Origin of the sequence: Spirosoma liriopis (genome assembly GCF_023196085.1) — a bacterium.
Classification (GTDB): domain Bacteria; phylum Bacteroidota; class Bacteroidia; order Cytophagales; family Spirosomataceae; genus Spirosoma; species Spirosoma oryzicola.
In genome coordinates this window covers 2,150,815-2,176,857 of the sequence record NZ_JALPRF010000001.1, presented here as the reverse complement: position 1 = coordinate 2,176,857, position 26,043 = coordinate 2,150,815, and the positions used below count along the sequence as shown (strand labels likewise).

Below are 26,043 nucleotides of genomic sequence, written 5' to 3'. Positions count from 1 at the left end.
ACGCACCCGTTTGCCACTGACCTTGCGGCCCGTTCGACTTGCATGTATTAGGCCTGCCGCTAGCGTTCATCCTGAGCCAGGATCAAACTCTCCATCGTAAATAATTGCGTGACTAGTCGTTAGCCACTGTCTTTTTAGCCTTAATTAGGTGCTAACCTATTTGATGTCAATATGTCAAAGAACTGTCTCTCTTTCGAGATTGTGGCCAACCGTTGTTGGCCTTTCTTATATTTGGGAGTGCAAAGGTACTACACTCGTTTCTTATTGTCAAGAAAAAGTTGAAATTTATTTTTTCTTCTTTTTCATTTCCCACTCACCAATCTATTGATAAAAAGCCGTTTAGCAATTTTGCCGTACCGTCTTTCCGTGTTTGGGAGTGCAAAAGTAGGAGGCTTTTTTCCTTAATGCAAGTGTTTGTCAGAAAAAATTTAAAAAATTATTCAGCCTGCAGGAATGGGTAGGCAAAATGCTTCGGTGAAACAAACGTTTCCTTGATCGTACGGGCTGATACCCAGCGGTATAGGTTCAATGCTGATCCAGCTTTATCATTTGTACCTGATGCGCGTGCTCCACCAAAGGGTTGCTGTCCCACTACTGCTCCGGTTGGTTTATCATTGATATAAAAATTTCCAGCAGCATTTTGCAGGGCTTTCGCTACGTGTTCTACAACGTATTTATCCTTGGCAAAAATAGACCCTGTCAGCGCATAAGGCGATGTAGTATCTATAAGCTGAAGTATAGCATCGAACTCTGTAGGCTCGTAAACATATATAGATAGCACAGGACCAAAGATCTCTTCACACATAGTTCTGTATTTAGGATCGCTTACCCGAAGAACTGTTGGCTCGATGAAGTAACCTTTTGAACCGTCGTAATTTCCGCCTGCTATTATCTGTATCTGGTCATTCTGTTTCGCTTCATCAATGTAGGCTGTAATTTTCTTAAACGAACGTTCGTCAATGACAGCATTAATAAAGTTAGTGAAGTCCTCCACTCCACCCATCTTTATTTCGTTCAAGAACTGCTTGACCTTGGCTTCAACCGCCGGCCAAAGTGTCGATGGAATGTAGGCTCGTGAAGCTGCGGAGCATTTTTGCCCTTGGTATTCAAACGCACCGCGCACCAAACCAGTGGCTACTTCGTCGCTATCTGCCGACTCATGGACAAGTACAAAGTCTTTTCCGCCCGTTTCGCCAACTATACGCGGATACGATTTGTACTTATGGATATTCGTTCCGATTGTAGACCAGATGGCTTGGAATACCCCTGTGCTTCCTGTAAAGTGAATACCGGCAAAATCGGGATGATTGAAAATGATATCCCCAGCGACAGGACCGTCCACGTAAATCAGATTGATTACCCCGTCAGGTAAGCCCGCTTCTTTCAGGACTTCCATAATTACTTTGGCGGCCAATACTTGCGTGTAGGCTGGCTTCCATACAACTGTATTCCCCATCATCGCTGCGGACGTCGGCAAGTTTCCAGCAATGGCCGTAAAATTGAACGGAGTCAACGCAAAGACAAATCCTTCCAGCGGTCGGTACTCCAGCTGGTTCCACACGCCAGGAGATGAGTTTGGCTGCTGCCGGTAGATGTCCGTTGCAAAATGCACATTGAAGCGCAGAAAATCGATCAGCTCGCAGGCGGAATCGATTTCGGCCTGAAAAGCGTTTTTCGACTGACCCAGCATCGTAGCCGCATTGATTCGTGCCCGATAAGGACCAGCAATAAGATCAGCGGCTTTTAAAAAAATACTTACCCGGTGCTCCCACGCTAGGTTGGCCCATTTTTCTTTAGCCGTTAGAGCTGCCTCAATGGCTTGTTTGACATGCTGCGCGTCCCCTTCGTAAAAGTAGCCAAGGGTATGCTGATGGTCGTGAGGAGGAGCCACACGAAGTTTACGTTCAGTCCGGATTTCCTCACCACCTATGTACATCGGTATGTCCGTTTCTGTTGAGCGAAAATCCTGTATAGCCTGCTTCAAAGCCTGACGTTCCGGTGAACCGGGCCGATACTCTTTAACGGGCTCATTCAATGGAGCTGGAACGTTGAAAAATCCAAAAGACATAATAATTTGCTGATTACGGAGCGATCTGAGTTTTATAGCAGTATAACTTGTTTTGGCGTCAAATCGATCCTTGGTTGCTGTGAAGTATTCCCAGTCACAAAGGTATACTTTGCCTTACTTATCCACTAATCAACATTAGTTTTCCACATTTCAGTGGATATCGTCAGTGAATTAGACTGATTTACCGTACTTTGCGTTTTTATTTTGACTTTTTCCTATGCGTTTCTATAGCACAAATAGTCCTCAAAACACCGTTTCTGCTGAGCAAGCCCTTTTCCACAGTATGCCTGCCGATAAGGGTCTATATATGCCTACTCCTTTGCCGGTATTGGGGACTGATTTTTTTGAGAAAATCGCTGATCAATCGCTCGCTGATATCGGTTTTGAAATTAGTAAGGCTTTGTTTGGTGATGAAATTAGTAAGGCGAATCTGGAAACTATAACCCATAACGCTTTACACTTCGACACGCCAGTCGTTGAGTTAGAGCCAGGACAAACCGGCGTTCTGGAATTGTTTCATGGTCCTTCTTTGGCTTTCAAAGACGTTGGAGCCCGTTATATGGCGGCATTGATGTCTTACTATTCTGCTCGTAACGATAAAGAGGTAAACATTCTGGTGGCTACATCGGGCGATACGGGTGGCGCAGTGGCTATGGGTTTCCATAACGTTCCCGGTGTTCGCGTTTCTATTTTATACCCTACCGGTCGTGTCAGCGAACTACAGGAAAAGCAGTTGACTACACTTGGTGTTAACATTCAGGCTTTTGAGGTAGACGGTTCCTTCGATGATTGTCAGGCTATCGTTAAGCAAGCCTTTGTCGATCCAGAGCTAAACACACACCTATCATTATCATCGGCGAACTCAATCAACATTTTTCGATTGATTCCACAGGGCTTTTACTACGTTCGTGCGTACGGTCAGGTACGTCATCATGGAAAGCCGGTTGTGTTTTCGACACCGAGCGGCAACTTTGGGAATTTGAGCGCTGGTGCGATGGTTCAACAGATGGGATTACCAGTAGCCCATTTTGTGGCAGCTACCAATTTAAATCAGGTGGTACCTTCCTACCTGAAAACAGGAGTCTACTCACCCAAAGCGTCTGTTGCTACCATTTCAAACGCCATGGATGTTGGTAGCCCAAGCAATTTCGTTCGTCTGGCTCATCTGTATGGTGATTCCTATGATCGCTTTAAAGAGAATGTCTCTGGCTATTTTTATGATGACGATCAGACACGGGCAGCAATGCAACAGATCTATAGTCAATATAGCTACGTAACTTGTCCACATACCGCTATTGGCATACTGGGTTTACAAGCTTATTTGAGCGATAGTAACCATGATTACGTGGGAGTAGCTTTAGCCACGGCTCACCCATCAAAGTTTAAGCCTTTAGTCGAAGAAGTGCTTGGACAACCGGTTGAGGTTCCTGAGCGACTGGCCAATTTAGCGGACCGGCTTAAACAGAGTATTCAAATACCAGCCCAGTTCGAAGCGTTCAAAGACTCGTTCTTGCAGACTGTCTCCTAATAAAGTTAGTTATCCACAAAAAAGGCTAGAAATCCACATTTTTCTAGCCTTTTTTGTGGATAACTTTTACTTATTCCTTTCTAATTAACGGTATCTCCGCGCAAAGCTCTAAAGCGTTTACGCGATTCGGCCCCATAAATACTACCAGGGTACTGCGTTAACACCTTTTGGTAAGCTTCCATAGCTGCTGTCTTATCCTTCAGCCGCTCTTCGTAGATTTTTGCCTGGGTAAATAACGCATCATCGCCTAAAATATCAGTGGCATAGCTAAGCGATATTTTTTTGAGGTCTTCCATTGCTTCAGCGTTTTTGCCCTGTTTCAGAAATGTGTTTGCTCGTAGCCATAGAATCTCATCGGCTAACGGATGCTCAGCGTACTTTTTCCACATACCGTTCAAAGCCTCTATTGCTTCGTCCGTTTTATTCTGGAATAGTAGCAGATCGATACTCGCGTATTCGCGCATGGCGGCTTCCGTACTGTCCATGCCTGTGTTATCCACAATCAATAAACTCAGCTGTTCAGCATCGTTGGCAATCTCACGGGAAGTTGCCAGCTTAAGCACATCCAGAATATCTTTGGCTACGGCTAGGTTTCCTCGGTAATAGTGAAGTTTTGCATTCTTCAATTTTGCCTCATAACCTAACAATTCTTCCTTCTGCGATTTTTCAACTTGCGAATACAGCAATGTAGACTCCCAGGGTTCTCCCTTCAAAAGATAGATATCGCCTTTATCGAGCTTACAATGGTCTACAAAGTTCTTGTCCGTTTTGCCCATCTCGATAGCCAGGTCCAGAACGGTAAGCGCCGTATCCTTGCTGTCGAGGTAATTCCCGTAGAGGTTCGCTGTGCTCCGTAGTGCCTCAAGCGTCTTAACGTTTGTACCAACCTCCTGAAGCATTTTCTGGTAGTCAGCAATCAACTTGCGAATTTCTGCTTTATCAACTGGGTACGTGTTTTTCACCTGCTCCTCGCGAGCCTGGATTACCAATCGACGCGCGAATGGATATAGCTGCCCTTGTGGATATGTTGTGGTTATATACTCAAAAGCCTCAGCGGCTGATTTGTATTCTTTGTTGTTCATGGCCAGCATACCCAGATCGTACACGCGGCTGCCGTTTAGCTTCATCCGCTTATCTGTTGCTTTTTCCTGCAACAAAGCCCGGCTAAACTTTTGCTTCTGCACAAAATACCAAATCAACAATTCGTTATACGCCAACTCGTTTGGCTCCTGTTGAATTTTGGTGTACAGCGCTTTTTCCACAAGTGGCTCTTCCTTTGTGTTGATAAACCCCTGAAGTGCCGCCAGTACTTGCTCTTTCTTATCAGACTGTTTGCTGGTTGTAATGATTTCGTTGATGGCTTTCTCCGTTTGTCCGGTTGCCTTGTACAAGCTCATTAAATCCTCGCTGTAGGCCGTAGGCTCTTTACTGACCTCTCGGGCCGTTTCGAGCGCGCGGACCGCCCAGCGGGCTTCTCCTGCTTCGTTGAAGGCGCTAGCAATACGCTCCAGCTTATTGACCGATGACTTACTCGATTGTAGAGCTGCATTGAACTGTGTACTTGCCTGTACGGTGTCACCCTGTTGCGTAGCCAGCTGTCCTATGAGCAATTCGTAGTAGGCGCGGTTGAGCTCGTCACTACGCTGTTGCTTGCGTAGGTACTTAGCGGCATCTTCTCCTTTGTTGCTTTTCTGAAGGCTGTTTACGTAGCGCGCCAAGCGAACCCAGGTAACGTCCGTTTTCAGGAGCTTGGCGTATTCGTTGGCCGCCTTCTCAAATTCGCCAGCTTTATAATATTCCTCGGCCAACGTCGTCCCGGTCTGCCCCCAAGCAAACCCCACTGACAACACACACATCAGCCCAATAACGACTTTTGACCTTATTAACATTTTATATAAAAGCTTTTTAAAAGAAACGTTATTATAATCATTAGCTATGTGGATATGTGAACAAATAAGTTGTCCACTATTCAATTTACATTATGTGGATAACAACCGCAACTTATCCACTTAGACTAATTAAGTTATCCACTTGTAATAAGCTTATCACTAAGTAAATAACATTTTATCCACATTTTTACTGTAAAAGCGGTGTGGATTTGTTGATAAGTTTTGTCCACATTTTTTTTTGGGGAAATCGTGTGGACTTGTTTGGGATAATTAATTATTTCTCCACAATCTTTGGCCAATAAGAAAGCGATGTGGATTACTTGACAAGTTTTACACATCGCTTCTGAGGTTTATAAACAACTTATCCACGTATACCCCTTAGTTATGCACAAGGTTATACACATAAAATTTTAACATTTTTAATTTAGAATAGACCTTTACCGGAACGGTGGAAAACAGAGAGCCCTGTGTTGACAAAGCAACGCTTACGCTTTTTTGAACAGGTAGATTAAACTAGAGCTATTACCGGTTTGTTTAGCTTGGGCGTTTGACTTAAGACCGACCTGAACGCTTTTGAGATAATCAGTCTTACCAGCGATGTAACGGGTGCTGAGCATAGCTATGTAGAAAGCATCAAAAACCATCGGTCTCTGTCCAACTAATCTTAAGCCGTGCTTTTGAAATAGCTGCTTGATTGTCGATGGCGTAAAGTGATGCAAATGCCTGGGTACATCGTAGGCAGCCCAGTATTCCTTGAAGTAATTTGCGTCGTAAGAATTTGAATTTGGAACGGCAATTAAAAGTGTACCGCTTTGAGTAAGTAGCCTATCAAGCTGTGGTATCGTCTCGTTTAAATCGGGTATATGTTCGAGTACATGCCAGAGGCTTATGCTATCGAATGGTTGGGTTCCTTCGAGCGCACCTAGATTTGGCTGGATCGTAGTTGCTAATTTCTTCTCTGCTATAGCCCTGGCATCCGGGTCTGGCTCCATACCTGCAACCTGCCATCCGCCCTGCTTGCAGGTATCCAAAAAAGCTCCCGTTCCACAACCAACATCCAGCAAGCGCCCCTGCCCACCGCTTAGCTCGTTGATCAGCTTAAGCTTTGACTGTAATGTGTAATTTCGAACCAACCGATAAGCAGTACTAACCAGCCCGCTACTTTCGTCGTTATGAGAAATGTATTGATCCGATTTATAGTACGAACCAATAGAAGCTGCATCGGGCCTGGGATTAGTAAGCCGAAAGCCACATTCTTTACATTGTTCAATGGTAAAGTTTTGGTTGCTTACTAAATAATCTTTACAAACTAAGAAAGGAATAAATAATTGGTTGCCGCAAACTGGGCACGCGCTAACAGTTTCCAAAATTGTGCGATGAATAGTTTGAATACAAAAAGGCCCTGATTACCGACGTGAGTAATCAGGGCCAATAAAATTAACGGCCCATGTAGACCAAGAGAATTGAAACGTCGGATGGACTAACACCACTGATTCGGGATGCCTGTCCAATGGTTGTCGGTTTCAGACGCTTTAACTTTTCTTTTCCTTCAAACGAGAGTGCTTTTAAACGATCGTAATCAAACGTCGGATTTATTGTCAAGTTTTCCCACTTGTCCAGTTTCTCCGCATTCTGTTTTTCACGGTTCAGATAATCCTCATACTTGATTTCAATAACCGTTTGTTCAAGTACCTCCTCCCCTACCCTACCCAGATCAGGTATAAAAGCCAGCAATTCCTGCACATCCGACTGGTCAATCTCTGGTCGTTTGACTAGTGTATATAAGCTGTTCTTTTCGCGCAACTGTGCACTGCCTTTGGTTTCCAGCCAGCCGTTTATCTCGTCTGGTTTCACCTTCGCGGACCGAATGGCTTCCGTCAATTGAGCTACGCCAGTGCGCTTCGCGACCATCGTTTCATACCGCTCTTGCGACGCTAATCCAATCGCATACCCTTTCTCCGTAAGCCGAAGATCGGCATTATCCTGGCGCAGCAACGTACGGTATTCGGCTCTCGATGTAAACATCCGGTAAGGTTCTTCCGTACCTTTTGTGATCAGGTCATCGATCAATACGCCGATATATCCTTCAGACCGTTTGATGGTAAACTCCGCTTCTTCGTTCGAATTCCGATGAGCGTTAATACCAGCCATCAGTCCTTGACAAGCCGCTTCTTCGTAGCCTGTTGTACCGTTTATCTGACCCGCAAAAAATAAATTCTTGACTAATTGTGTTTCAAGCGTCGGCTTTAATTGAGTAGGCGGAAAGAAATCATACTCAACTGCATAGCCTGGACGGAACATACGTACATTTTCAAAACCGGGTATTTTACGGAGTGCATTGTACTGAACCGTTTCAGGCAAGGACGTTGAGAACCCGTTCACGTACACCTCTACGGTATCCCATCCTTCAGGTTCTACGAAAATCTGGTGACGATCTTTATCGGCGAAACGGTTAATTTTATCTTCCACGGATGGACAGTACCGAGGCCCCAAGCCTTTGATTCGTCCCGTGAACATCGGTGATTTTTCAAAGCCATTTTTGAGTTCGTCGTGAACGGCCTGATTGGTATACGTAATCCAGCAACTCCGTTGTTTGGCAAGCGTCTGTGTGTCTGTGTAAGAAAACTTGCCTGGTTTTTCGTCGCCGAGCTGCTCTTCCATCACATCGTAATTAAGGCTTCTGCCGTCTACGCGCGGAGGAGTACCTGTTTTCATCCGGCCCGATTCAAAGCCGAGGCTCACCAATTGTTCAGTTAAACCCGTTGCCGCTCGCTCAGCAGTTCGACCACCTCCAAAGACTTTTTCGCCAATAAACATTTGTCCATTTAAGAATGTACCATTCGTTAAGACAACTGCTTTTGCCGAAAACTCTACGCCCAAACCGGTTTTAACTCCGCTGGCATGACCATCTTTTACGAGTACTTCCGTAACGGTATCTTGCCAGAAATCAATATTTCGGTTCTCTTCTAACGCTTTTCGCCACTCCCAAGCAAAGACATTGCGGTCGCTTTGGCAACGTGGACTCCACATCGCAGGCCCTTTCGAGCGGTTGAGCATCCGGAATTGGATCATGCTCTTATCACTAATAATACCGGATAAGCCGCCGAGCGCATCTACTTCACGAACAATTTGTCCTTTGGCCACACCGCCCATGGCGGGGTTGCAAGACATTTGCGCGATAGTCTGCATATTCATTGTGATAAGCAGTACCCGTGAACCCATCGTGGCAGCAGCACTTGCCGCTTCACAACCGGCATGTCCTGCTCCAACTACAATGACATCGTAAGAAGAAAACATTTTTGAGTGTTTTGAAAAAATGTTTCACGTGGAAACTTTTCACAAAATTGACAAAAGTTGTTGAAAAGTAGCAACGCAATGTGTTAATAGTAAGGCAACAAAAAACCGTCGGCCTTTGTGCCAAGCCGACGGTTAAAAGATGAGCAGCGTCTACTTACTTACTTTTTGTAAATAGTCATTTGCTTCCTTTTTATAAAAGAGATTGTAATTCGGCGTAACGGACCGTAATACCTCAACTTGCTTTGTCTTGTTTTGTAGATTCGTTGAATCAAAGAAAGAAGGAGTACTTCGCTTGGTTGATTTGGCCGCTTCGGCCTGGCGTTTAGGATCTTCTTCCTGTTGCTTCAATGCCTTTTCAGATTCAAGCAAACGAGTTAAGATTTCATTCTGACGGTTGATCGTGTTTGGATTCACTCGCTTGTTTACAAGATCCGTTTCCGTCTCATCCATTTTCTCCATCAGCTCTTTTACCTGTTTTTCCTGCTGCTTACCCGCTTCGGTGCCCTTGGCATTTTCCTCGAGCTTCTTTAACATACTGCGGATCATCGCTTGCTCAGCGGCCATCTGAGATAGCTCCTCAGAAAGGCCCCGGCCTGATTTACCTCCTTTTTGCATTTGTTGCATTCGCGCATTAAGCTGCTTCTGCATTTCACCCATGCTGCCACCCGGATTGTTTCCTTTCTTGCTCCCCTTCCCTTTTCCAGGCATTGCCATCGCGTTCATTTGCTGCTGCATGTTCTTCAAAACATCGCTCAGCATAAGCGCAAGGTTATTGATCGAGGTCATAGCAAACTGCTGTTTTGATGATGCCATGCTCAGTCGACGGTCGCGCAACTGCTGAACGCTTTCGTCCATGTACGACTTCATGTTCGTTAGCTCCCGAGTAACGAAGGGTTGAATTTGGACAACCCGACTAGCCAGTGCATTAAGACTGTCTTCAATGATTTTGGCATCATCTTGTAGCTTCAGCTGATCCTGAGAAAGCTTCGTAACCCGAGGGTCCTGAAGGCTCATTCCACGAAAATCTTTCATTATACGTTCCTGACCGAAGGACAGTGTAATTAGATTTTCGAGGATGTTCCGAAGGTCATCCATATTCTCCTGCATCTCCTGCATCTCGGACGATTCCATTGATTCCTTCATGGACTTGCTCATAGCACGCATTGACTTGGCGGATTTACTCTGTGAAGAAGCCGCCTTTTTGCCTTGGTTCTGCTTCATTTGCTGCATCGCTTCTTCCATGTCCTTTTCAATGTCCTGCTGCTCCTTCTCCGAAGATTCAGGCTTATTCAGGTCGTCTTTCTCCGCTTGCTTTTCGAGCTCTTTTAATTGCTCCTCCGTTTTCTTGAAATCTTCCTGAGACTTCTGCTGCTGCTGTTGTTGCTCCTGCGACGTCTCATTCTTCTTCTGATTTTCTTCGGCCTGTTTGTCTAATTCATTGGCTTGCTTTTCGAGGCTTTCGGCAATGTTATTTACCTTTTGCTCTAGTTGCATTTGCTTGAAAAGTTTCAACGCCCGATCCAGATCGCGCTCCATGTTACGCTCTTTACGGCTGAGTTTATCAAGCATTTCAGACGCTTTTTCGTCCTGCTTGCGCTCAAGAAGCTGTTTTAATTGCTCGTACAATTGCTTTGACTCTGGATCAAGCAACTCATTGAACAACTTCTGCAACTGCTCAAGTTTGTCCTGCATTGCCTGATTTTTCTCCGCAAAGCGCTGCTGCGTATCATTTGTTTTTTGAAACTGTTCCTGAAGTTTTTGCACCTCACGCATCAGTTCCTCGCGCTTTTGCAGGATATCCTGAAGCTGCTTTTTATCTTGAAAGTCGGACGATTTTTTGGTGCGCATCCGATCTTCCATCGTGCTAAGCTCCTTCTTAATGGCTTGCGTTTTACTCAGCGCGTTGTCAATCTGCTGCTCAGTTTTTTCTGCCGACTGATCGACTTGCTTTTGAATTTCAGCGTTGGAAGGAACAACAAAATTCAACTGATTCGACCGGCTAGATTTAGGACCATTTACACCGTCATTGTCCCAAACCTGAACGAAATATTCTAGTCGATCTTCCTGACCAAGTTTCAAACTGTCAAGTGACCAGTTGTAAACAAAGTTTTGAGACGTTGTTGATCGATTGACGGGAATGTCTTTGCTGTACAGTGGAGTAGACTTCCCACTACGGTTGATTTTGTAGTTCAGCCGCAGTTTCGAGAAACCGTAATCATCGGATACCAGCCCCGACAAAGCAATGTAATTATACGTCACAGTATCCTGAATACGGTCAACCGATATTTGCGGATAACGATCCGGGATGACCTGAACGTTGTATTGAATAGTTGAAGGAGCCGCAATTTGTCCGTTCTTCAACGAGACCGTATACGTTGCATTTTGCATCAACCGCCGGTTTACTGTGAATAGGTTTTCCTCTGCTAGACGTGCCGGGGTTGGTTTTGCATCGGTATTAAACCGTAACAATAACGAGTCTGTATGGTCAGCCGCAAATTCCCAATTAACTACAGTTCCCTGCGGTACCAACAGATTACCCACGTTGGCTAATTGCTCGGTTGGCTTGTTAAGATAAGCTGGATAATCGAGACGAACGTTGAAGGAAAGTACAGCGGGTCGGTCAACAAGCGTGACTTTGTACGTAGGTGAATTGTAGCCTGACGCTTCAAGATGAAAATCTAAATCCCGCTGTAGGTTATCGAAATTATACGTAAACCGATCCCCAGACTGATCAAGTTTGAAGCGGGTTCCATTCGTTACCACGTAGACAGCCTGAGGTAAGGCATCACCTGTGAGTTTGACAGAAAGCGGGAAATCCTCGTTACGAAACGCTTTCATCGATTTGTTTTGAACAACAAATTGGAAAGGTGCTTCATCAACGAACTCTTCGTTGTAGTTTACTAAGCGCGTCGACGATCTCGTAAAAAAAGCTGGGTTAATCACCAGAATCAATAAGATCAGCGCAAGCGGTGGAATGGCGTACTTAAGAAATTGCCGATTCCGACTGATTTGAATAGCACTGGCAAAGCGATTGATAAGCAGTTGCTGTGACCGCTGATTCAAGCTCGCCTGGAGCAAATCACTTTGGTCTGACGAAATGCGCTGTAACTGTAGGGTATTAAGTAGCTTATCCCCTACTTCCGGAAAATACAAGCCGATCTGACGAGCTGCCTCATCGTTTGATAAAGGTTTGTTAAGGCCGTATAAACTCATCAAAGGCCGAACTACCAATAAGTATAGGCCAGCTAAGACTGTGAGCAAAAATCCGAAAAACAAAATGCCACGGCCAACTGAGTTGAAACGCCCAATAAATTCTGCGGTATTAACAAGCAGGTATCCACTTCCCAGCAAAGCAATGAAGAACAAACTGCCCTTTACCAACTGATTTTGGAAGTAACGTTTTTTGTATTCTTCGATGCGTTGCACTAACATCGTGTAGGCGTTTGACGAGTGCATAAAGATTCGGGTTGAGCAGTTAAACTAATTCAGACTGGAAATAAGAAATAACGTGTTCTTTTAAAAAAGTCTCCTGACTTAATAAATCAGCGTGAGGAATCTGCTTGGTCATAGTCCACTGTGGCCAACCATCGTTATCATAACCGTCAAACGTATAATAACCGGATTGGCTTAGTATTCGACAAACCGCGATATGCATCAAGTCTTGTTTCGCTTCTTTTGAGAAGCGTCTGGGACCTTTTCCCAGCTCCTGGACACCAATTAAAAATAGAACGGCGTTGAGGTCAGCCGGACGTTTCCCAACCAACGCTTCTAGTTGGTCAAGTAACTGCTCCCAGGCCTCATCTATGCTTTTTGTATTCACAACGATAGAGAAAGTTATTGTTCTTTCTAATTTACAATGATTTCTATTAACTAACGAACAATCACCATGTTTCGGTTTATTCGGCTGCTCGTAACTGATTTTACAGACCTTTTATTTCCTTCGCTATGCCTTGGTTGTAACCGAGCGCTGGGTAGTAACGAGAACATTCTCTGTACGCACTGCCGAATCAGTTTACCCGAAACAGGTCAGCATCGGTCGCCGTATAGTGAAAGCCTGCTCAACAAGTTCGGCGGCAAAGTACCTATTCAATTTGTTGCTTCGTTTGTTTACTTCTCAAAGTCAGGTATCGTACAAAAACTAATCCATCAGGTTAAGTATAAAGGCAAAAAAGAAGCGGCCAAGGAAATGGCGGCTTGGTATGGCTATCAACTGAAACAGGAAAGTGAGCTGATTAATGGCATAGACGTACTAATTGGCGTTCCGTTGCATAAAAGCCGATTACAACAGCGTGGCTATAATCAGGCCGATTGGATTGCGGAAGGGCTGTCAGAAGCGCTAGATATACCCATGCGAACGGACGTTCTTATTCGTAAGCAATTCAAAGAATCTCAAACGCAAAAAAGCCGGATGGATCGCTGGCAAAATGTAAAAACTGTATTTGCCGTACCGAATCCAGACGAAGTGATCGGCAAAAATATTGTTATCGTCGATGATGTGTTAACAACCGGCTCTACCATCGAAGCGTGCGCCATTGAATTGCTACAGGCAGGTTGCAAATCGGTCGGCGTACTGACCTTAGCTGCCGCACATTGATGCATAAAAAAGCGGTCATCCATTGCTGGACGACCGCTGGTATAAACTCTAAATCGATTTCTTATTTGTTCCGACCAACGCCGATCATCGCGCAGCGGAAACCGATCATCGCGGTGGCTGAGTCCTGATCCAGGAACCGGCGTGTACCCGGTGATAGCCAGTAAGCTACGTCATTCCAGGAACCACCTTTGTAAACACGAAGTCTATCGTCAATCAGCGACTGCTTATTTTTCGTATCGTAGTTTTTGGCGTCATCCAGATAACCGTTCCGACGGATCGGGTTCAGGTCATTCACATCTTGGTAAGACAAAGGACGATATACGTCATAAACCCATTCATTTACGTTACCAGCCATGTTGTACAGACCGAAGTCGTTGGCAGGATACGCGTAAATTTCTGCTGTGATGATAGCACCATCGTTTGAACGACCGGCAATACCCGCGTAGTCACCACGACCCCGTTTGAAGTTAGCCAGCATTTGACCTTGCTTGCGTCCTTTTTTCGGGTTACGAACCGAAGAACCATCCCACGGATAGATCCGCTGATTGATCTGGTTCTCGTCCATGTACTGCGTACCAATCAACGCTTTAGCAGCATATTCCCATTCCGCTTCGGTTGGAAGCCGGTAGTCGGGAAGAATCATACCACTTTCCAGGCTTGGTTTCGGCGGAGCGGTCGATGTGGTCGCTTCGGCAAGAGCAGGATCTTCGGCCTGCTTTGATTTACGCTTCAGGGAGAATCCACCCCCTTTTTTCTTGGCCGTTCCTCCTTTTGCCAGTTCGTTGTTTACAGCGTTTGACCGCCAAACAGCATAATCACTAGCTTGTACCCACGACACACCGACAACGGGATAGTAGCGGAAAGCTGGATAACGAAGGTACTGAGTAACATATGAGTCATTGAATGACAGTGGGTTAGCCCAAACAGTCGTGTCAGGTAACGCTGCTTTTACCACTTCTTCGGACGAATCACGTGTGATTGCGTTCAGATACTCGAGGTAGTGAACGTTTGCCATTTCGGTTTCGTCCATATAAAACGACTGAATCGAAACGGTACGCTCGCGGTTATCGCGGCTGTTCATTACGTCCTCTTCGAGCGCGCCCATCGTGAATCGGCCACCCTCAATGAAAACAAGGTTCGGACCTGCTTTCTGTCCCGCAAATTTCTTTACCTGAAAACCGTCTTTCTGGTTGTAAGCAATCCCCGTCGCCGTACTCTTCTTGCCAGGCTGCACGCTAGTCGGGTGCTTCGACTTACAAGACGCAAGGGCCGCCGTTGCCAGCAGCACATAAAACGCTCGTTGCAGGTGATACTTTTGAATCATTGCTCTTTTTTGTGTAAAACGTAGATGCAAAATTAATTTAAGATGGACGATTTAAGACACGGTACCCGTTAATTATAGCTACTTGAACTAATCCGGAGAATTTTGATCAGGTCTTACGTTTTCGTCCACTGTACTGACACATTTAATTACTTATCTCGCCCATTATTTCATTAAGCTGATCAACGGAAAACACGTTGTTATGCGTAAAGATCAGGCGACTTTTCGAATCCTTCAACGAACACAAGGCAGGCTTTCGCTTGATGTATTCAATTACCTTGCCAAATTGGTCGGATTTAAAGAAGTTGTCATTCCCGTTAGAAACGAAGTATCCTTTCAGGATATTATTCTTAAGCGTCAGTTTTTCAAGGTATAATCGTTCTGCTTTCCATCGAACGTTCACCATCTTAATGAGATTTTCGACTTCTTCGGGCATTGGACCAAAGCGATCGACTATTTCCTGACGAAACGCCTGTAGTTCTTCGTTGTTTTGAATACTGTCTAAACGGGTATAAAGCGCTAGTCGCTCCGAAATATTTGATACGTACCGTTCGGGTATAACGACTTGCAGATCGGTTTCGATAACCGTATCGGGTAAGGCCAGCTTGAAATCGCCGGGCTTTGTTTCGAACAGATCTTTGAATTCGTTTTCGCGTAACTCCTGCACCGCTTCGTCCAGCACTTTGTGGTACATTTCAAAGCCAAGGTCATTAACAAATCCACTCTGTTCGGCACCCAGCAAGTTACCAGCACCGCGAATGTCGAGGTCGCGCATCGCAATCTTGAATCCTTCCCCTAAGTCAGAAAAGTCTTCGAGTGTTTGCAGACGTTTCCGGGCATCGGATGTAAGCACTGACGGTGGAGGGGTCAACAAATAACAGAACGCTTTGCGGTTCGACCGTCCTACCCGACCGCGCATCTGGTGCAAATCGGACAAGCCAAAGTAATGGGCGTTGTTGATTAAGATCGTATTGGCATTGGAAATGTCCAGGCCGGATTCGATAATATTCGTTGACACCAGTACGTCGAACTCCCCTTCGATGAAGCGGGTCATCACCTTTTCCAGTTTGTCACCGTCCATCTGTCCGTGCGCAACGCCGATCCGGGCTTCGGGAACGAGACGGAGGATCAAATTACCAATCGACTCAATGTCGTTGACGCGGTTGTGCACAAAAAAGACTTGTCCACCGCGACGAATCTCGTAGCTGATTGCGTCGCGAATCACGGTTTCGTTGTACGGATGTACTTCTGTTGTCACCGGTTGTCGGTTTGGCGGTGGCGTTGCAATGACAGACAGGTCGCGCGCACCCATCAGTGAGAAATGCAAAGTTCGCGGAATTGGCGTAGCCGTAAGCGTCAGTACGTCCACTTCTACGCGCATTTCTTTCAGGCGATCTTTCGTTTTGACGCCAAACTTTTGCTCCTCATCGATAATTAGAAGACCTAAGTCTTTGAATTTAACGTCTTTGTTGACGATTCGGTGCGTTCCAATCAGGATACCGATTTCACCCGACGTGACGCCTTTCAACGTTTCTTTGATCTGCGCAGCTGACCGGAATCGATTGATATACGAAATTTTTACCGGGAAATCAGCCATGCGTTCGCTGAACGTTCTGAAATGCTGCATGGCTAAAACGGTTGTCGGGACTAACAAAGCTACCTGCTTGTTGTCGGTTACGGCTTTAAAAGCAGCCCGAATCGCAATCTCGGTCTTACCAAAGCCTACGTCGCCACAAACAAGCCGGTCCATAGGGTGTGGTCGCTCCATGTCGTCTTTAACGTCATTGGTCGCTTTAGCCTGATCGGGCGTGTCCTCGTATAGGAATGATGACTCAAGTTCCGCTTGAAGGAAACTGTCGCGACTATATGCGTAGCCCGGTGCACTTCGGCGTTTAGCGTACAGAGCAATGAGCTCACGAGCAATGTCTTTAACTTGCTTCCGAATCCGCGACTTTTTCTGCTCCCATTCCTGCGAGCCGAGCTTGCTCATGGTTGGGGGACCGCCTTCTCTACCGCTGTATTTTGCGATCTTATGCAAGCTGTGGATACTCACCAGCAAAATGTCGTTGTCGCGGTAGATGAGCCGAATCGCTTCCTGTTCGTTACCGGCATGATCGACCTTTTCCAGACCAGCAAACCGGCCAATACCGTGATCGACGTGCGTGACGTAATCGCCGGGCTGTAATGTCTTGAGTTCGCGTAGGGTAAGCGCTTTTGATTTGGAGAACTTATCCTGGACCCGGTACTTATAATAACGATCAAAAATCTGGTGATCGGTAAAGCAGACGATCTTGAGTGCGTCGTCAATAAATCCTTCCCGCAAGCCAATGTTCAGTGGCTGAAACTTAACGAATGGGTCAAGTTCTTCAAAAATGGTTCGTAGCCGGTCTAGCTGCTTGAACGACTCGGCTGCAATGACGTTCGTGTATCCTTTGGACTGATTCTCGCCGAGCGTATCTACCAGTCGTTTGAAATCTTTGTTGAACGATGGCTGCGGTTTCGAACTATACTGTTGACGACCGTCAGTTTTGAAGTAGAATTTACGACCGAACTCAACTGTTCGGAAGCTTTTCAGCTCGTTCAGGAACGTACGGCGCGTTTCAAATAAGTCGCCAGGATTGGATACAATCTGAATACCTCCGCTGCTCGCCAGTACCGACGAAAAGCTTTGTTCGGCTTTCTCGTAGCATTTCTCAATGATTTCGAGCGTAAACTCAACGTCTTTTGCCCAAACTGTTGTGTTATCGGGCAGAAAGTCGAAAAACGGTTCGCGGGTTTCTTCAACTAGTTTTGTCTGGATGTTCGGAATGATGTTGATAAAGTCAACCGGGTCCGTCGATAGCTGGGTCTCTGGATTGAACTTCCGGATGCTTTCTACCTCGTCGTCGAACAAGTCAATCCGAAATGGAAATTCACTGGCGAAGGAAAAAACATCAATAATACCCCCGCGTACCGAAAACTGTCCCGCTTCGTAAACGAAATCCGTCTTCTCAAACTCGTAGTTCTGGAGCAGTTCAGAAACGAAGTTGGTGTCTAGCTTCTCTCCTACCCGAATCGTCAGCGTATTGGCTTGCAACGACCGCTTGTTGATTACTTTCTCCGACAGCGCTTCAGGATAGGTTACCATCAGCAAACCACCTTTGGGAGCCGGATTAAGTTTGTTGAGCACCTCCGCGCGCATCAACACGTTGGCATTTTCTACCTCTTCGTATTGATACGGCTTTTTATACGACATCGGGAACAGCAAAATCTCCCGACCGAGCAGATTCTGCAAATCATTAAAGAAGTAAGCTGCTTCGTCGCGATCGGTCAGGATGTACAGGTGGTTACCGCCAACCGATTTGTAAATTGACGATGCAAATACGGCGTCCAAGCTTCCCGCCATTCCCTTGATCTGCAAGCGTTGCGGCTCGCTGGTCTGCTTCCGGCTGAAAGGCTCGGTCAGCAGTTTTATATAACTATCGTCGGTATAAAGACCGATCAATTCTTCTGGTTTCAAGTGACGTTCAGATTGTAATGAACAAACGCGAAAAGCCGCTGGAAGGCGTTCCGGCGGCTTATATTTAACAGTATGTAGCAGAAATTTGTTGCGGTTAGCGGCTTATTTCAACTCGGCTAATTCGTTATAATCAATCGCTTCCTGATCGAGTAATTTCCGAATGCGGGGGCTGTCTTCAAACACGATGACGATCTCCTTACGGTCGGTTAACTCATCTTCATCGTCAACCCATTTCCAATCTTCGGCGGTGGCATCGAGCAGGCTCAATACGCTGCCAATCTTGGCCGGATCACGCTCTTTGCTAATGAAGTCGTTGGTATTTGTAATATACAGGACTATCCGCTTGTCTTCAAGCCATTGCAGATCGTTGAGCGAATCGTTGAGTGCGTCAAGATTAAAGCCAAAGTCAGGAATTTCGAGCAGGTCAGCGATTTCTTCATAGAACTGGCGTAGCGTAGCTGTTTTCTGACCCTCGATGTGTGCGATAAAATCATTACCGAATGGCGCTTCTAATTCGTATTCGGCCTTGCTTATAAAAATGTTTGGGTTCATTTGATTTCGGTAAATGAGTTGTAATGGTCTTGGGTGAAATACGACCGCTCGTCGGAACCCGTGATCAACCGTTCAGTGCCTCGGTTACGACCCTGAATTTTAGGGTTAACGTCCCACTCCCGATAACGGACACGATCGCCCGAATTATCCTGTTTGGGCAGGTGGCCTTCGTAATTACCAAAGGTTCGACCACCTACGTAGCCATCGGGTGCCCGGCCATACCGCCGAACGTAGTCCAATACCTTAAGTACTTTAGCTGGTATCTCGCCCGCTTGAACGTTCGCTTCTGATGAAGTCGAATACTGATTGTTTTCGTCAGTGCGTGCCCGCTGTCGTTGGTGTTTGTGGCGCTGATGCTTTTGAGGATAGCTTTGCTCCTGCTGATAGGTGTTTTGCCGGTTGTTATCCTGCTGATCTGACCGGCAACCAACAGACGCTGGTATCAGCAATACAAACAGGCTAAAGTACCAAAGTGTGCGAAAGAAAGATTGAATCATGACCGTAGTAAATGACGGTCCAAAATTGCGAAAAAGTATTGGCTCACAAAAAAGCCCTCATTGCAGAGGGCTTTTTTGTGCTAATTAAGCGAAAAAAGGGGAATCCGAGCCGCCACCATATTATGAAACATCAACTCGGTAATCATCGGCGTCATGAATTTGATCAGGGGAAACTCCGAAATCGATTCCATGACTTCCAACTCCGAATCGGCTTTGAAAATGCACCACAGCTTTTGCCGATCTACCGAAAGCGAATAAGATAGTAAAGAACCTTTTTCCATTAATTCTTCCACTTTGAGCCGTTGGGCTGGAATCCGGTTTGTAAACCCCTCGTCCATTACAGCCGGAAGGTCAAATTCAACCATATATTGGCTCATAGGCATTGTTGTTAAATGTAAGCTAGTCTATTTGGGACCTGCTAATAGCAAATTAACAATGTTTAGCTCATCTTCGTTAATGGTGTGCGGAAAATTTGGGTATAATTTTAGCGTCACGTCAGCGCCCATACGCTGAAAAACCTGCTCGGATTCCAGTACTCGCTCTTTGGGTACGTGCGTATCGGGAACACCACAACCCAGAAAAACCAGTGTCTTATCGAATGATCCTTCGTATAGTCGTGGCGTATCCGGCGGGCCTATTAAGCCACCACTCAAACCAAATATGCCACCGTAACCGGCTGGATTGCGCGCCAAAAATTCTAGTAGCAAACAGGCACCCTGCGAAAAACCAAGCCAGTAGATCTGGGGTAATTTAAAATTGAAGTCCGATTGCAATCGTGCCCGCAGACTTGTCAGCACTTCGAGAGCCGAGGATAAATAAGGTTCGTTTTCATCCATTGGGCGCAGAAACGAGTAAGGATACCACGTATTACCCTGCGCTTCCGGGGCGATGAAAGCAAAGTCAGTATCATCGATGTACTGGGACAGCGACAAAATATCACTTGCTGAACCGCCCCGGCCATGAACCATCACCATTACTTTAGACGCTTCTTCAAGCGGTTTTCCGGCAGTTCGAATGTTGTTTGGATTATGAATCATGAGTACAGCTAAGAGTTTGTAGCGCTACACGTAGATCGATAAGACATAAGCTGTCTATGATCTCCGTGTAGCGACGTTTATAGCTTTATTTTAAAACGATCGTTGGTAATTCCGCTTCCAGAGCAGCCCGACGAGCTTCGTACTGGGGGGGCAATTTCAGCGCAGTTCCTAACTCCGCAACCGGTTCATCAACGGCAAATCCTGGTGGGTTCGTAGCAACTTCGAAAAGAATACCGCCGGGTTCACGGAAGTAGATACTGTTGAAATAGTTACGATCCTGAACGGGAGTGACGTGGTAACCGGCCGTCAGCAATTTATCCTGAATAATCGCCTGCGTTTCGTCCGAATCTGTCGAGAAGGCTACGTGGTGTACAGACCCTGCACCCTGCAACGACCGCACGTCTTTAGGCGAATGCAGCACGTCTACGTAATTACCCGGACCGCCATTGCCCGCTTTGAACCGGAACCGTCCATCCTCCTCGCTTACCAGTGTATGTTGCATATGCTGGGTCAGCAGTTCAATCGTACGATCTGGGTTCGACTCATTCAAGGTAACCGTATGGAAACCTCGGATAGCGAATTCAGACGAAATTCGTCCGTTGTCCCAGCCTGGGCGTTGGTCTTCGTTTGTAAACACGAGTTCAATGCCCATACCGTCAAAATCCTCAAAGCGTAAATACGTTTCAGAATACCGTTTGTAAGGTCCTGCGTACGGAATGTTGCGTTCATGCAACCGGTCCATCCAGAAACTCATCGACGCTATCGGTGCCGAAAACGCCGTATACGTCAACTGCCCAACACCTTTACGACCACGCGGCAAGTTACCGTATGGAAAGAACGTAAGAATCGTTCCTGGCGAGCCGGTTTCATTACCGTAGTATAAATGATAAACATCCGGTGCATCGAAGTTGACGGTTTTTTTGACCAGCCGAAGACCTAAGATATCTGTATAATAATCAACATTGCGTTGCGTATCGCCAGCTAAGGTAGTGACGTGGTGCAGACCGTTTATGAGCGTTTCCATGGCTTTGAAAGTGGTAAATGGGTTAATTTGTTTTATTTAATCCTTTATGATGTCGTTACATTTAATGTATATACATGTAAAAATAAGAAATAGTTCAAAACAAGAAGCCCGAACTGATTAGCTCGGGCTTTCTGAAAAGACTGTACTACCTATCAGGAGATTACTCCATCAGGAATGGATAGTCCTGTTGTACGTAAACGTCCTTGTACGCTTCTTCGGGTGCTGGGTAAGGCGATTCTTCCGCAAATTTGACGGATTCGTCTACGATACCTTTGATCTTTTTATCAATAGCAGCCAGATCCTCTTCTGTGGCTAAGCCCTGCTCCAGAATATGTGCTTTTACCTGCTCGATAGGATCGCGTTGCTTATATTGCTCAACTTCATCCTTAGAACGGTATTTCTGCGGATCGGACATCGAGTGACCACGATATCGGTACGTACGGAACTCCAGGAAGGTAGGGCCTTCGTTTGCGCGGGCACGTTCAGCAGCACGGCTAACCGCTTCGTGAACCGCTTCAACGCTCATGGCGTCTACGGGTTCAGCAGGCATATCGTAAGCCTCAGCCAGCGTGTACAATTCCGTTACGTTCGAAGTACGCGCTACCGATGTTCCCATCGCATAACCGTTGTTTTCAACGACGAAGATGACGGGTAATTTCCAGAGCATAGCCATGTTGAAGGCTTCGTGGAAGGCACCTTGCCGTACGGCACCATCGCCCATAAAGCAGATGCACAGGTTACCGGTCTTGTTGTATTTCTCAGCAAAAGCGATACCAGCACCCATCGGAATCTGAGCACCAACGATACCGTGACCGCCCATGAAGTTGACCGACTTGTCGAAAATGTGCATTGAGCCGCCTTTACCTTTCGAAGAGCCGGTTTGTTTGGCGAATAATTCGGCCATCACCGCCTTTGGGTCGGAACCCAGTGCAAGCGGAAAACCATGATCACGGTAAGCGGTAATCCACTTATCATCTTTTGTTAAGGCCGAAACCGCCCCCGACGAACCCGCTTCCTGACCAATGTATAAATGGCAGAAACCCCGGATTTTCTGTTGTCCGTAGAGCTGACCGGCTTTCTCTTCGAATTTCCGCTGTAATTGCATCGATTCGTACCAGTACATATACCGCTCTTTAGGGTGCTGGGTTTTTTCCATTGCCGGAGTATTGTCGTTTTCTGTAGCGGCTGTCCGCTCGGATTTCTCTTTGACGCTTGCCATGAGGAATGAGTTCAATGTAAATCAGCAATCGCTTTTGGCAATCAATAGAAGGCCTATCTACCTAACAAACCGACCGTATCTTTGTTGCCAATATCAATTGCTCGTTTCGTTTGTTAAACACGATGAGCAATTAACTGCTGCGAAATTACGCAATATAGCGTTATGCGATACACCTATGCACCTGGAAAAGCTGAGCCTGACCAATTTTAAAAATTACGAAGACGGCCGGTATGCCTTTGGACGGCAGGTGAATGTGATTGTTGGGCCCAATGGCAGCGGCAAAACCAACCTTCTGGATGCCGTTTATTTTCTGGCCCTGAGCAAAAGTGCGTTTCAGAATCAGGATGCCTTCAGTATTCTGCACGACGCTGACTATTTCATCATCGACGGGATTTTTGAAGAACACGAGCGCGCTGTGCAAATCACCATCAGTCTCCAACGGGGGCAACGGAAGGTGCTGATGGCTGACAAAAAGCCTTACGAGCGCATCAGCGAACATATCGGGCGCTTTCCGGTTGTGCTGGTTGCTCCGAACGATACCGATTTGGTCCGCGAACACAGCGAAGATCGACGCCATTTCTTCGACGGGGTATTGTCGCAGCTCGATGCCGATTACCTGCGTAATTATTTGATGTACCAGCAGGTGCTCAAGCAGCGGAATAGTTTATTGAAGCTGTTTGCCGAACGAAATCAGGTCGATAATGACATGCTCGATACTTACGATGCGCCGTTACTAGAACTTGGTCAAAAGATTCATGACCGACGGAAGCAGTTTGTTGACGAGTTTCTTCCTGGTTTTCGGTCGCATTATGCGTACCTGAGTGAGGAGCGCGAGTCGGTGAGTATCATCTACGAGTCCGAAGTAAGCAATCCCGACTTTGCCAAGGAGTTTCGTCATTTTCGTCGTCGGGATACGGTGCTTCAGCGCACAACAATGGGCGTTCACAAGGATGACTACACGTTTATGATCGGTAGCACCTCCGGCGAGTCGGTACCGTTGAAAAAGTTTGGCTCACAAGGTCAGCAGAAAACATTCGTCATTGCGCTAAAACTGGCTCAATTCAATAATCTGCAAGCCGAAAAAGGCGTCAAACCCATCCTGTTGCTCGATGATATTTTCGACAAGCTCGATGATCGGCGTATTGGTAAGCTCATTCAATTGATGGACGAAGGTGCTTTTGGGCAATTGTTTATCACGGACGCACGACCCGAGCGTACACGTGAATTGTTAGCAAGCGTTAAGGCTGATGTGCGCTTTTTTCAGATCGGTGAATAGGACTTTTCCGCTATCGTATTCGCCGTTATTTAAGGTTGAATAACAAGTGTTTCTAATAAGCGAGCCCGACGAAAACCTATTTCGTCGGGCTTTTTTAGTAATTCACTCCCCTGTTTAGGCCGTTCATCATTTAACTAAAGCCAATTTGGAAACTGTGAACTATATTTGAGTTTCCAGAGTTCACCCCGTAAAAGTTCAAATTTTTATAATGAAGGAGCGGATTCAAGCGGAGGCCGAGCGATTGTTTTGGAAATACGGGGTACGTTCTGTGACGATGGAAGATATAGCCAAAGAACTTGGCATTTCTAAAAAGACCATTTACCAGCATTTCACCGACAAAGAACAGATTCTATACCAGGTTATGCTTGATAAAATGGTTAAAAATCAGTCAGAAATGGAATGTATGGCCATTCAAACCGACAACCCCGTCGAGGAAATTCTGCACGTGCTGACGGTGATGCAGAAGCAGGCCGATAAAGTTAGCCCCAACTTACTGATCGATATTAAGCGCTATTATCCACAGGCATTCACGCTTTTTCGACAGTATAAAGAGCAGCGCATTATTCAATCCATACTCGAAAATATTCAAAAAGGTGTTGCGCAGGGATTGTACAGACCCGACATCAATCCCGTCATTATGGCTCGCCTTCGGGTAGAGCAGATTGAACTTGCCTTCAACAGCGACATCTTTCCAACGGATCAGTACAGTATGCTGGAAATACAGCATGAACTAACGCACCATTTTGTGCGCGGTATGCTAACCGAAAAAGGATTTATCAATTACAACCACTACGTTAACCACCATAAGTATGATAACAACGAATACCAGGCGGACGATACTGATCTGGCTGCTCAGTCTGCTGAGTAGTTCGAGTACATTGGTAGCTCAGGATCGACAGGGATTTTCGCTGAATGAAGCCATTCGGTTTGCCGTCGATCATAACATAAACATCAAGAACTCGGCACTGGACGCTCTGAGCGCCGAAGCACGCATCCGGGAAGTAAAGGGTACCGCGTTACCTCAGGTCAATATTGCCGGTCAGATGACGGATAACTTGATTATCCAGCGCGTCTTTTTGCCCGCTATCTTTTTCGATCAAAACGCTTCACCAGAGGCACCTGCCGTTCCGGTACAATTTGGTGTCAATTATTCGGGAAGCCTTACGGGCACTCTCAATCAGCTTCTGTTTGATGCATCGTACCGGTTGGGCCTGCGTGCGGCTGATACCTATCGGCAACTAGCACAAAAGAACGTGATGGCCTCTAAAATAAGCGTTGCAGAACAAGTTGCTAAAGCTTATTACAGCGTGCTCGTAAACGAACAGCAATTGAAGCTGCTGGATCTGAACATTGGCAGAGTCGATACACTCTACCAAAATACGGTTGGGTTGAACAAGCAGGGTTTTGCCGAAAAAATTGACGTGAGTCGGCTTGAAGTTCAGGTGAATAACCTGAAAGCGGAACGACAGAACGTCCAGAACCTGACGGAGCTGAGCTACTACCTGCTAAAGTTTCAGATGGGCCTTGGTATCAACGATAACATCGCCTTGACCGAGCAAATTCAGGAAATTAACTTGGAAGAGGTAGAACGGACAACAGCGCAACCCGCGACGGAACAGTTTGATTATAATCAACGGATTGAGTTTTCGACGTTGCAGTCGCAGATTCAACTGGCCGATCTCGACATCCAGAGTGTTGCCAAGCGCTATTACCCAAACCTGTCGGCATTTGCCAACTACGGCTACAATACGGGTCGTAATCAGTTACAGCATCTGTTTACCTCGCCTTGGTTTAATCTGGCAACGGTTGGTCTTAATCTTTCTGTGCCCGTTTTCGATGGATTTCAGAAAAAGTATCAGGCGCAGCAGAAACGGTTTGCCTTGCAGAAAGCACAGAATAGTAGCATCCTGCTGAAAAACTCAATTGATCTGGAAAACCGGCAGGCGTCGGTTACGCTCCGAAACAGCCTACAAACCTTAAGAACCCAACAACGGAATGTTGATCTGGCTAAGGAAGTAGCGCGGGTAGCCAAGATCAAATATCAGGAAGGCGTCGGCTCTAATATTGAAGTTTTGGATGCCGAGAATTCGTTCCGGCAGGCACAGAACAACTATTTCGTGTCGCTCTACAACTTCCTGCAAACCAAGGTAGACGCAGATAAAGCCAGCGGTAAACTATACACTGGACAACAGTAATTTTTACACCCACTCTCCCAATAACACGCTATCAAAAGAATATCTAC

At 46.1% G+C, this 26,043-nt stretch carries 19 protein-coding genes and 1 rRNA gene; 5 read left to right on the top strand and 15 right to left on the bottom strand.

Annotated elements, in window-relative coordinates:
- Positions 1-98 (bottom strand): 16S ribosomal RNA (locus tag M0L20_RS09095); the annotation flags it as partial.
- Between the two features lie 338 nt (positions 99-436).
- Positions 437-2,068 (bottom strand): L-glutamate gamma-semialdehyde dehydrogenase, encoded by a 1,632-nt coding sequence (gene pruA, locus M0L20_RS09090; RefSeq protein ID WP_248476585.1) that lies wholly within the window; start codon positions 2,066-2,068, stop codon positions 437-439.
- Positions 2,069-2,285: 217 nt separating this feature from the next.
- Here pruA and thrC point away from each other — a divergent pair, with 217 nt between their 5' ends.
- Positions 2,286-3,596: a threonine synthase gene (gene thrC / locus M0L20_RS09085; protein WP_248476584.1), complete on the top strand. Its 1,311-nt coding sequence runs from the start codon at positions 2,286-2,288 to the stop codon at positions 3,594-3,596.
- An 80-nt stretch (positions 3,597-3,676) separates the two neighbouring features.
- On the opposite strand, the gene M0L20_RS09080 is transcribed toward thrC, so the two are convergent.
- The 5 genes from M0L20_RS09080 to M0L20_RS09060 form a co-directional block, all read right to left on the bottom strand.
- Positions 3,677-5,485 (bottom strand): tetratricopeptide repeat protein, encoded by a 1,809-nt coding sequence (locus tag M0L20_RS09080; protein WP_248476583.1) that lies wholly within the window; start codon positions 5,483-5,485, stop codon positions 3,677-3,679.
- A 485-nt stretch (positions 5,486-5,970) separates the two neighbouring features.
- On the bottom strand, positions 5,971-6,852 hold the full coding sequence (locus M0L20_RS09075) for a class I SAM-dependent methyltransferase (protein ID WP_248476582.1): 882 nt from the start codon (positions 6,850-6,852) through the stop codon (positions 5,971-5,973).
- Positions 6,853-6,922: 70 nt separating this feature from the next.
- A complete protein-coding gene (gene mnmG, locus M0L20_RS09070) occupies positions 6,923-8,782 on the bottom strand; it encodes a tRNA uridine-5-carboxymethylaminomethyl(34) synthesis enzyme MnmG (RefSeq protein WP_248476581.1) in 1,860 nt (619 codons plus the stop codon).
- Positions 8,783-8,932: 150 nt separating this feature from the next.
- Entirely contained in the window at positions 8,933-12,238 is a 3,306-nt protein-coding gene (locus tag M0L20_RS09065) for a DUF4175 family protein (protein WP_248476580.1), read from the bottom strand.
- Between the two features lie 19 nt (positions 12,239-12,257).
- Positions 12,258-12,602, bottom strand: a complete 345-nt coding sequence (locus tag M0L20_RS09060; protein WP_248476579.1) for a hypothetical protein — start codon at positions 12,600-12,602, stop codon at positions 12,258-12,260.
- Positions 12,603-12,668: 66 nt separating this feature from the next.
- Between M0L20_RS09060 and M0L20_RS09055 the strand changes: the two genes are divergently transcribed.
- Positions 12,669-13,376, top strand: coding sequence for a ComF family protein (locus M0L20_RS09055; protein WP_248476577.1), 708 nt, complete (start codon positions 12,669-12,671; stop codon positions 13,374-13,376).
- 61 nt (positions 13,377-13,437) lie between these two features.
- Here the strand turns inward: M0L20_RS09055 and M0L20_RS09050 are convergent, their stop codons facing one another.
- The 8 genes from M0L20_RS09050 to pdhA form a co-directional block, all read right to left on the bottom strand.
- Positions 13,438-14,700, bottom strand: coding sequence for an SUMF1/EgtB/PvdO family nonheme iron enzyme (locus M0L20_RS09050; RefSeq protein ID WP_232560485.1), 1,263 nt, complete (start codon positions 14,698-14,700; stop codon positions 13,438-13,440).
- Positions 14,701-14,842: 142 nt separating this feature from the next.
- Entirely contained in the window at positions 14,843-18,196 is a 3,354-nt protein-coding gene (mfd, locus tag M0L20_RS09045) for a transcription-repair coupling factor (protein WP_232560484.1), read from the bottom strand.
- Positions 18,197-18,298: 102 nt separating this feature from the next.
- Positions 18,299-18,748, bottom strand: coding sequence for a barstar family protein (locus M0L20_RS09040; protein ID WP_248476576.1), 450 nt, complete (start codon positions 18,746-18,748; stop codon positions 18,299-18,301).
- Positions 18,745-19,245: a guanyl-specific ribonuclease gene (locus tag M0L20_RS09035; protein WP_248476575.1), complete on the bottom strand. Its 501-nt coding sequence runs from the start codon at positions 19,243-19,245 to the stop codon at positions 18,745-18,747. Before M0L20_RS09035 ends, M0L20_RS09040 begins: the two co-directional genes overlap by 4 nt.
- An 80-nt stretch (positions 19,246-19,325) precedes the next feature.
- Positions 19,326-19,622 carry a muconolactone Delta-isomerase family protein gene (locus M0L20_RS09030; RefSeq protein ID WP_248476574.1) on the bottom strand — a complete coding sequence of 99 codons (297 nt, stop codon included), beginning with the start codon at positions 19,620-19,622 and terminating at the stop codon, positions 19,326-19,328.
- 27 nt (positions 19,623-19,649) lie between these two features.
- Positions 19,650-20,282: an alpha/beta hydrolase gene (locus M0L20_RS09025; RefSeq protein ID WP_248476573.1), complete on the bottom strand. Its 633-nt coding sequence runs from the start codon at positions 20,280-20,282 to the stop codon at positions 19,650-19,652.
- Positions 20,283-20,367: 85 nt separating this feature from the next.
- The gene (locus tag M0L20_RS09020) at positions 20,368-21,306 is read right to left on the bottom strand and encodes a ring-cleaving dioxygenase (protein WP_248476572.1); all 939 of its coding nucleotides are present in this window, start codon (positions 21,304-21,306) and stop codon (positions 20,368-20,370) included.
- Positions 21,307-21,466: 160 nt separating this feature from the next.
- The gene (gene pdhA, locus M0L20_RS09015) at positions 21,467-22,525 is read right to left on the bottom strand and encodes a pyruvate dehydrogenase (acetyl-transferring) E1 component subunit alpha (RefSeq protein ID WP_232560477.1); all 1,059 of its coding nucleotides are present in this window, start codon (positions 22,523-22,525) and stop codon (positions 21,467-21,469) included.
- 175 nt (positions 22,526-22,700) lie between these two features.
- Between pdhA and recF the strand changes: the two genes are divergently transcribed.
- From recF to M0L20_RS09000, 3 genes are all read left to right on the top strand, one after another.
- Positions 22,701-23,801 carry a DNA replication/repair protein RecF gene (gene recF, locus M0L20_RS09010; RefSeq protein WP_248476571.1) on the top strand — a complete coding sequence of 367 codons (1,101 nt, stop codon included), beginning with the start codon at positions 22,701-22,703 and terminating at the stop codon, positions 23,799-23,801.
- A 208-nt stretch (positions 23,802-24,009) separates the two neighbouring features.
- The gene (locus M0L20_RS09005) at positions 24,010-24,669 is read left to right on the top strand and encodes a TetR/AcrR family transcriptional regulator (RefSeq protein ID WP_248476570.1); all 660 of its coding nucleotides are present in this window, start codon (positions 24,010-24,012) and stop codon (positions 24,667-24,669) included.
- Positions 24,611-25,996: a TolC family protein gene (locus M0L20_RS09000; protein WP_248476569.1), complete on the top strand. Its 1,386-nt coding sequence runs from the start codon at positions 24,611-24,613 to the stop codon at positions 25,994-25,996. Before M0L20_RS09005 ends, M0L20_RS09000 begins: the two co-directional genes overlap by 59 nt.
- Positions 25,997-26,043 lie beyond the last annotated feature (47 nt).

Bases quoted from the DNA above. Each gene is read 5' to 3' on its own strand.
- M0L20_RS09035 (WP_248476575.1), bottom strand. From the start codon at position 19,245: ATGATTCAATCTTTCTTTCGCACACTTTGGTACTTTAGCCTGTTTGTA.
- thrC (WP_248476584.1), top strand. From the start codon at position 2,286: ATGCGTTTCTATAGCACAAATAGTCCTCAAAACACCGTTTCTGCTGAG.
- M0L20_RS09055 (WP_248476577.1), top strand. From the start codon at position 12,669: ATGTTTCGGTTTATTCGGCTGCTCGTAACTGATTTTACAGACCTTTTA.
- M0L20_RS09020 (WP_248476572.1), bottom strand. From the start codon at position 21,306: ATGGAAACGCTCATAAACGGTCTGCACCACGTCACTACCTTAGCTGGC.
- M0L20_RS09040 (WP_248476576.1), bottom strand. From the start codon at position 18,748: ATGAACCCAAACATTTTTATAAGCAAGGCCGAATACGAATTAGAAGCG.
- pruA (WP_248476585.1), bottom strand. From the start codon at position 2,068: ATGTCTTTTGGATTTTTCAACGTTCCAGCTCCATTGAATGAGCCCGTT.
- M0L20_RS09030 (WP_248476574.1), bottom strand. From the start codon at position 19,622: ATGAGCCAATATATGGTTGAATTTGACCTTCCGGCTGTAATGGACGAG.
- M0L20_RS09025 (WP_248476573.1), bottom strand. From the start codon at position 20,282: ATGATTCATAATCCAAACAACATTCGAACTGCCGGAAAACCGCTTGAA.
- M0L20_RS09000 (WP_248476569.1), top strand. From the start codon at position 24,611: ATGATAACAACGAATACCAGGCGGACGATACTGATCTGGCTGCTCAGT.
- M0L20_RS09080 (WP_248476583.1), bottom strand. From the start codon at position 5,485: ATGTTAATAAGGTCAAAAGTCGTTATTGGGCTGATGTGTGTGTTGTCA.
- mnmG (WP_248476581.1), bottom strand. From the start codon at position 8,782: ATGTTTTCTTCTTACGATGTCATTGTAGTTGGAGCAGGACATGCCGGT.
- M0L20_RS09065 (WP_248476580.1), bottom strand. From the start codon at position 12,238: ATGCACTCGTCAAACGCCTACACGATGTTAGTGCAACGCATCGAAGAA.
- recF (WP_248476571.1), top strand. From the start codon at position 22,701: ATGCACCTGGAAAAGCTGAGCCTGACCAATTTTAAAAATTACGAAGAC.
- M0L20_RS09005 (WP_248476570.1), top strand. From the start codon at position 24,010: ATGAAGGAGCGGATTCAAGCGGAGGCCGAGCGATTGTTTTGGAAATAC.
- pdhA (WP_232560477.1), bottom strand. From the start codon at position 22,525: ATGGCAAGCGTCAAAGAGAAATCCGAGCGGACAGCCGCTACAGAAAAC.
- M0L20_RS09050 (WP_232560485.1), bottom strand. From the start codon at position 14,700: ATGATTCAAAAGTATCACCTGCAACGAGCGTTTTATGTGCTGCTGGCA.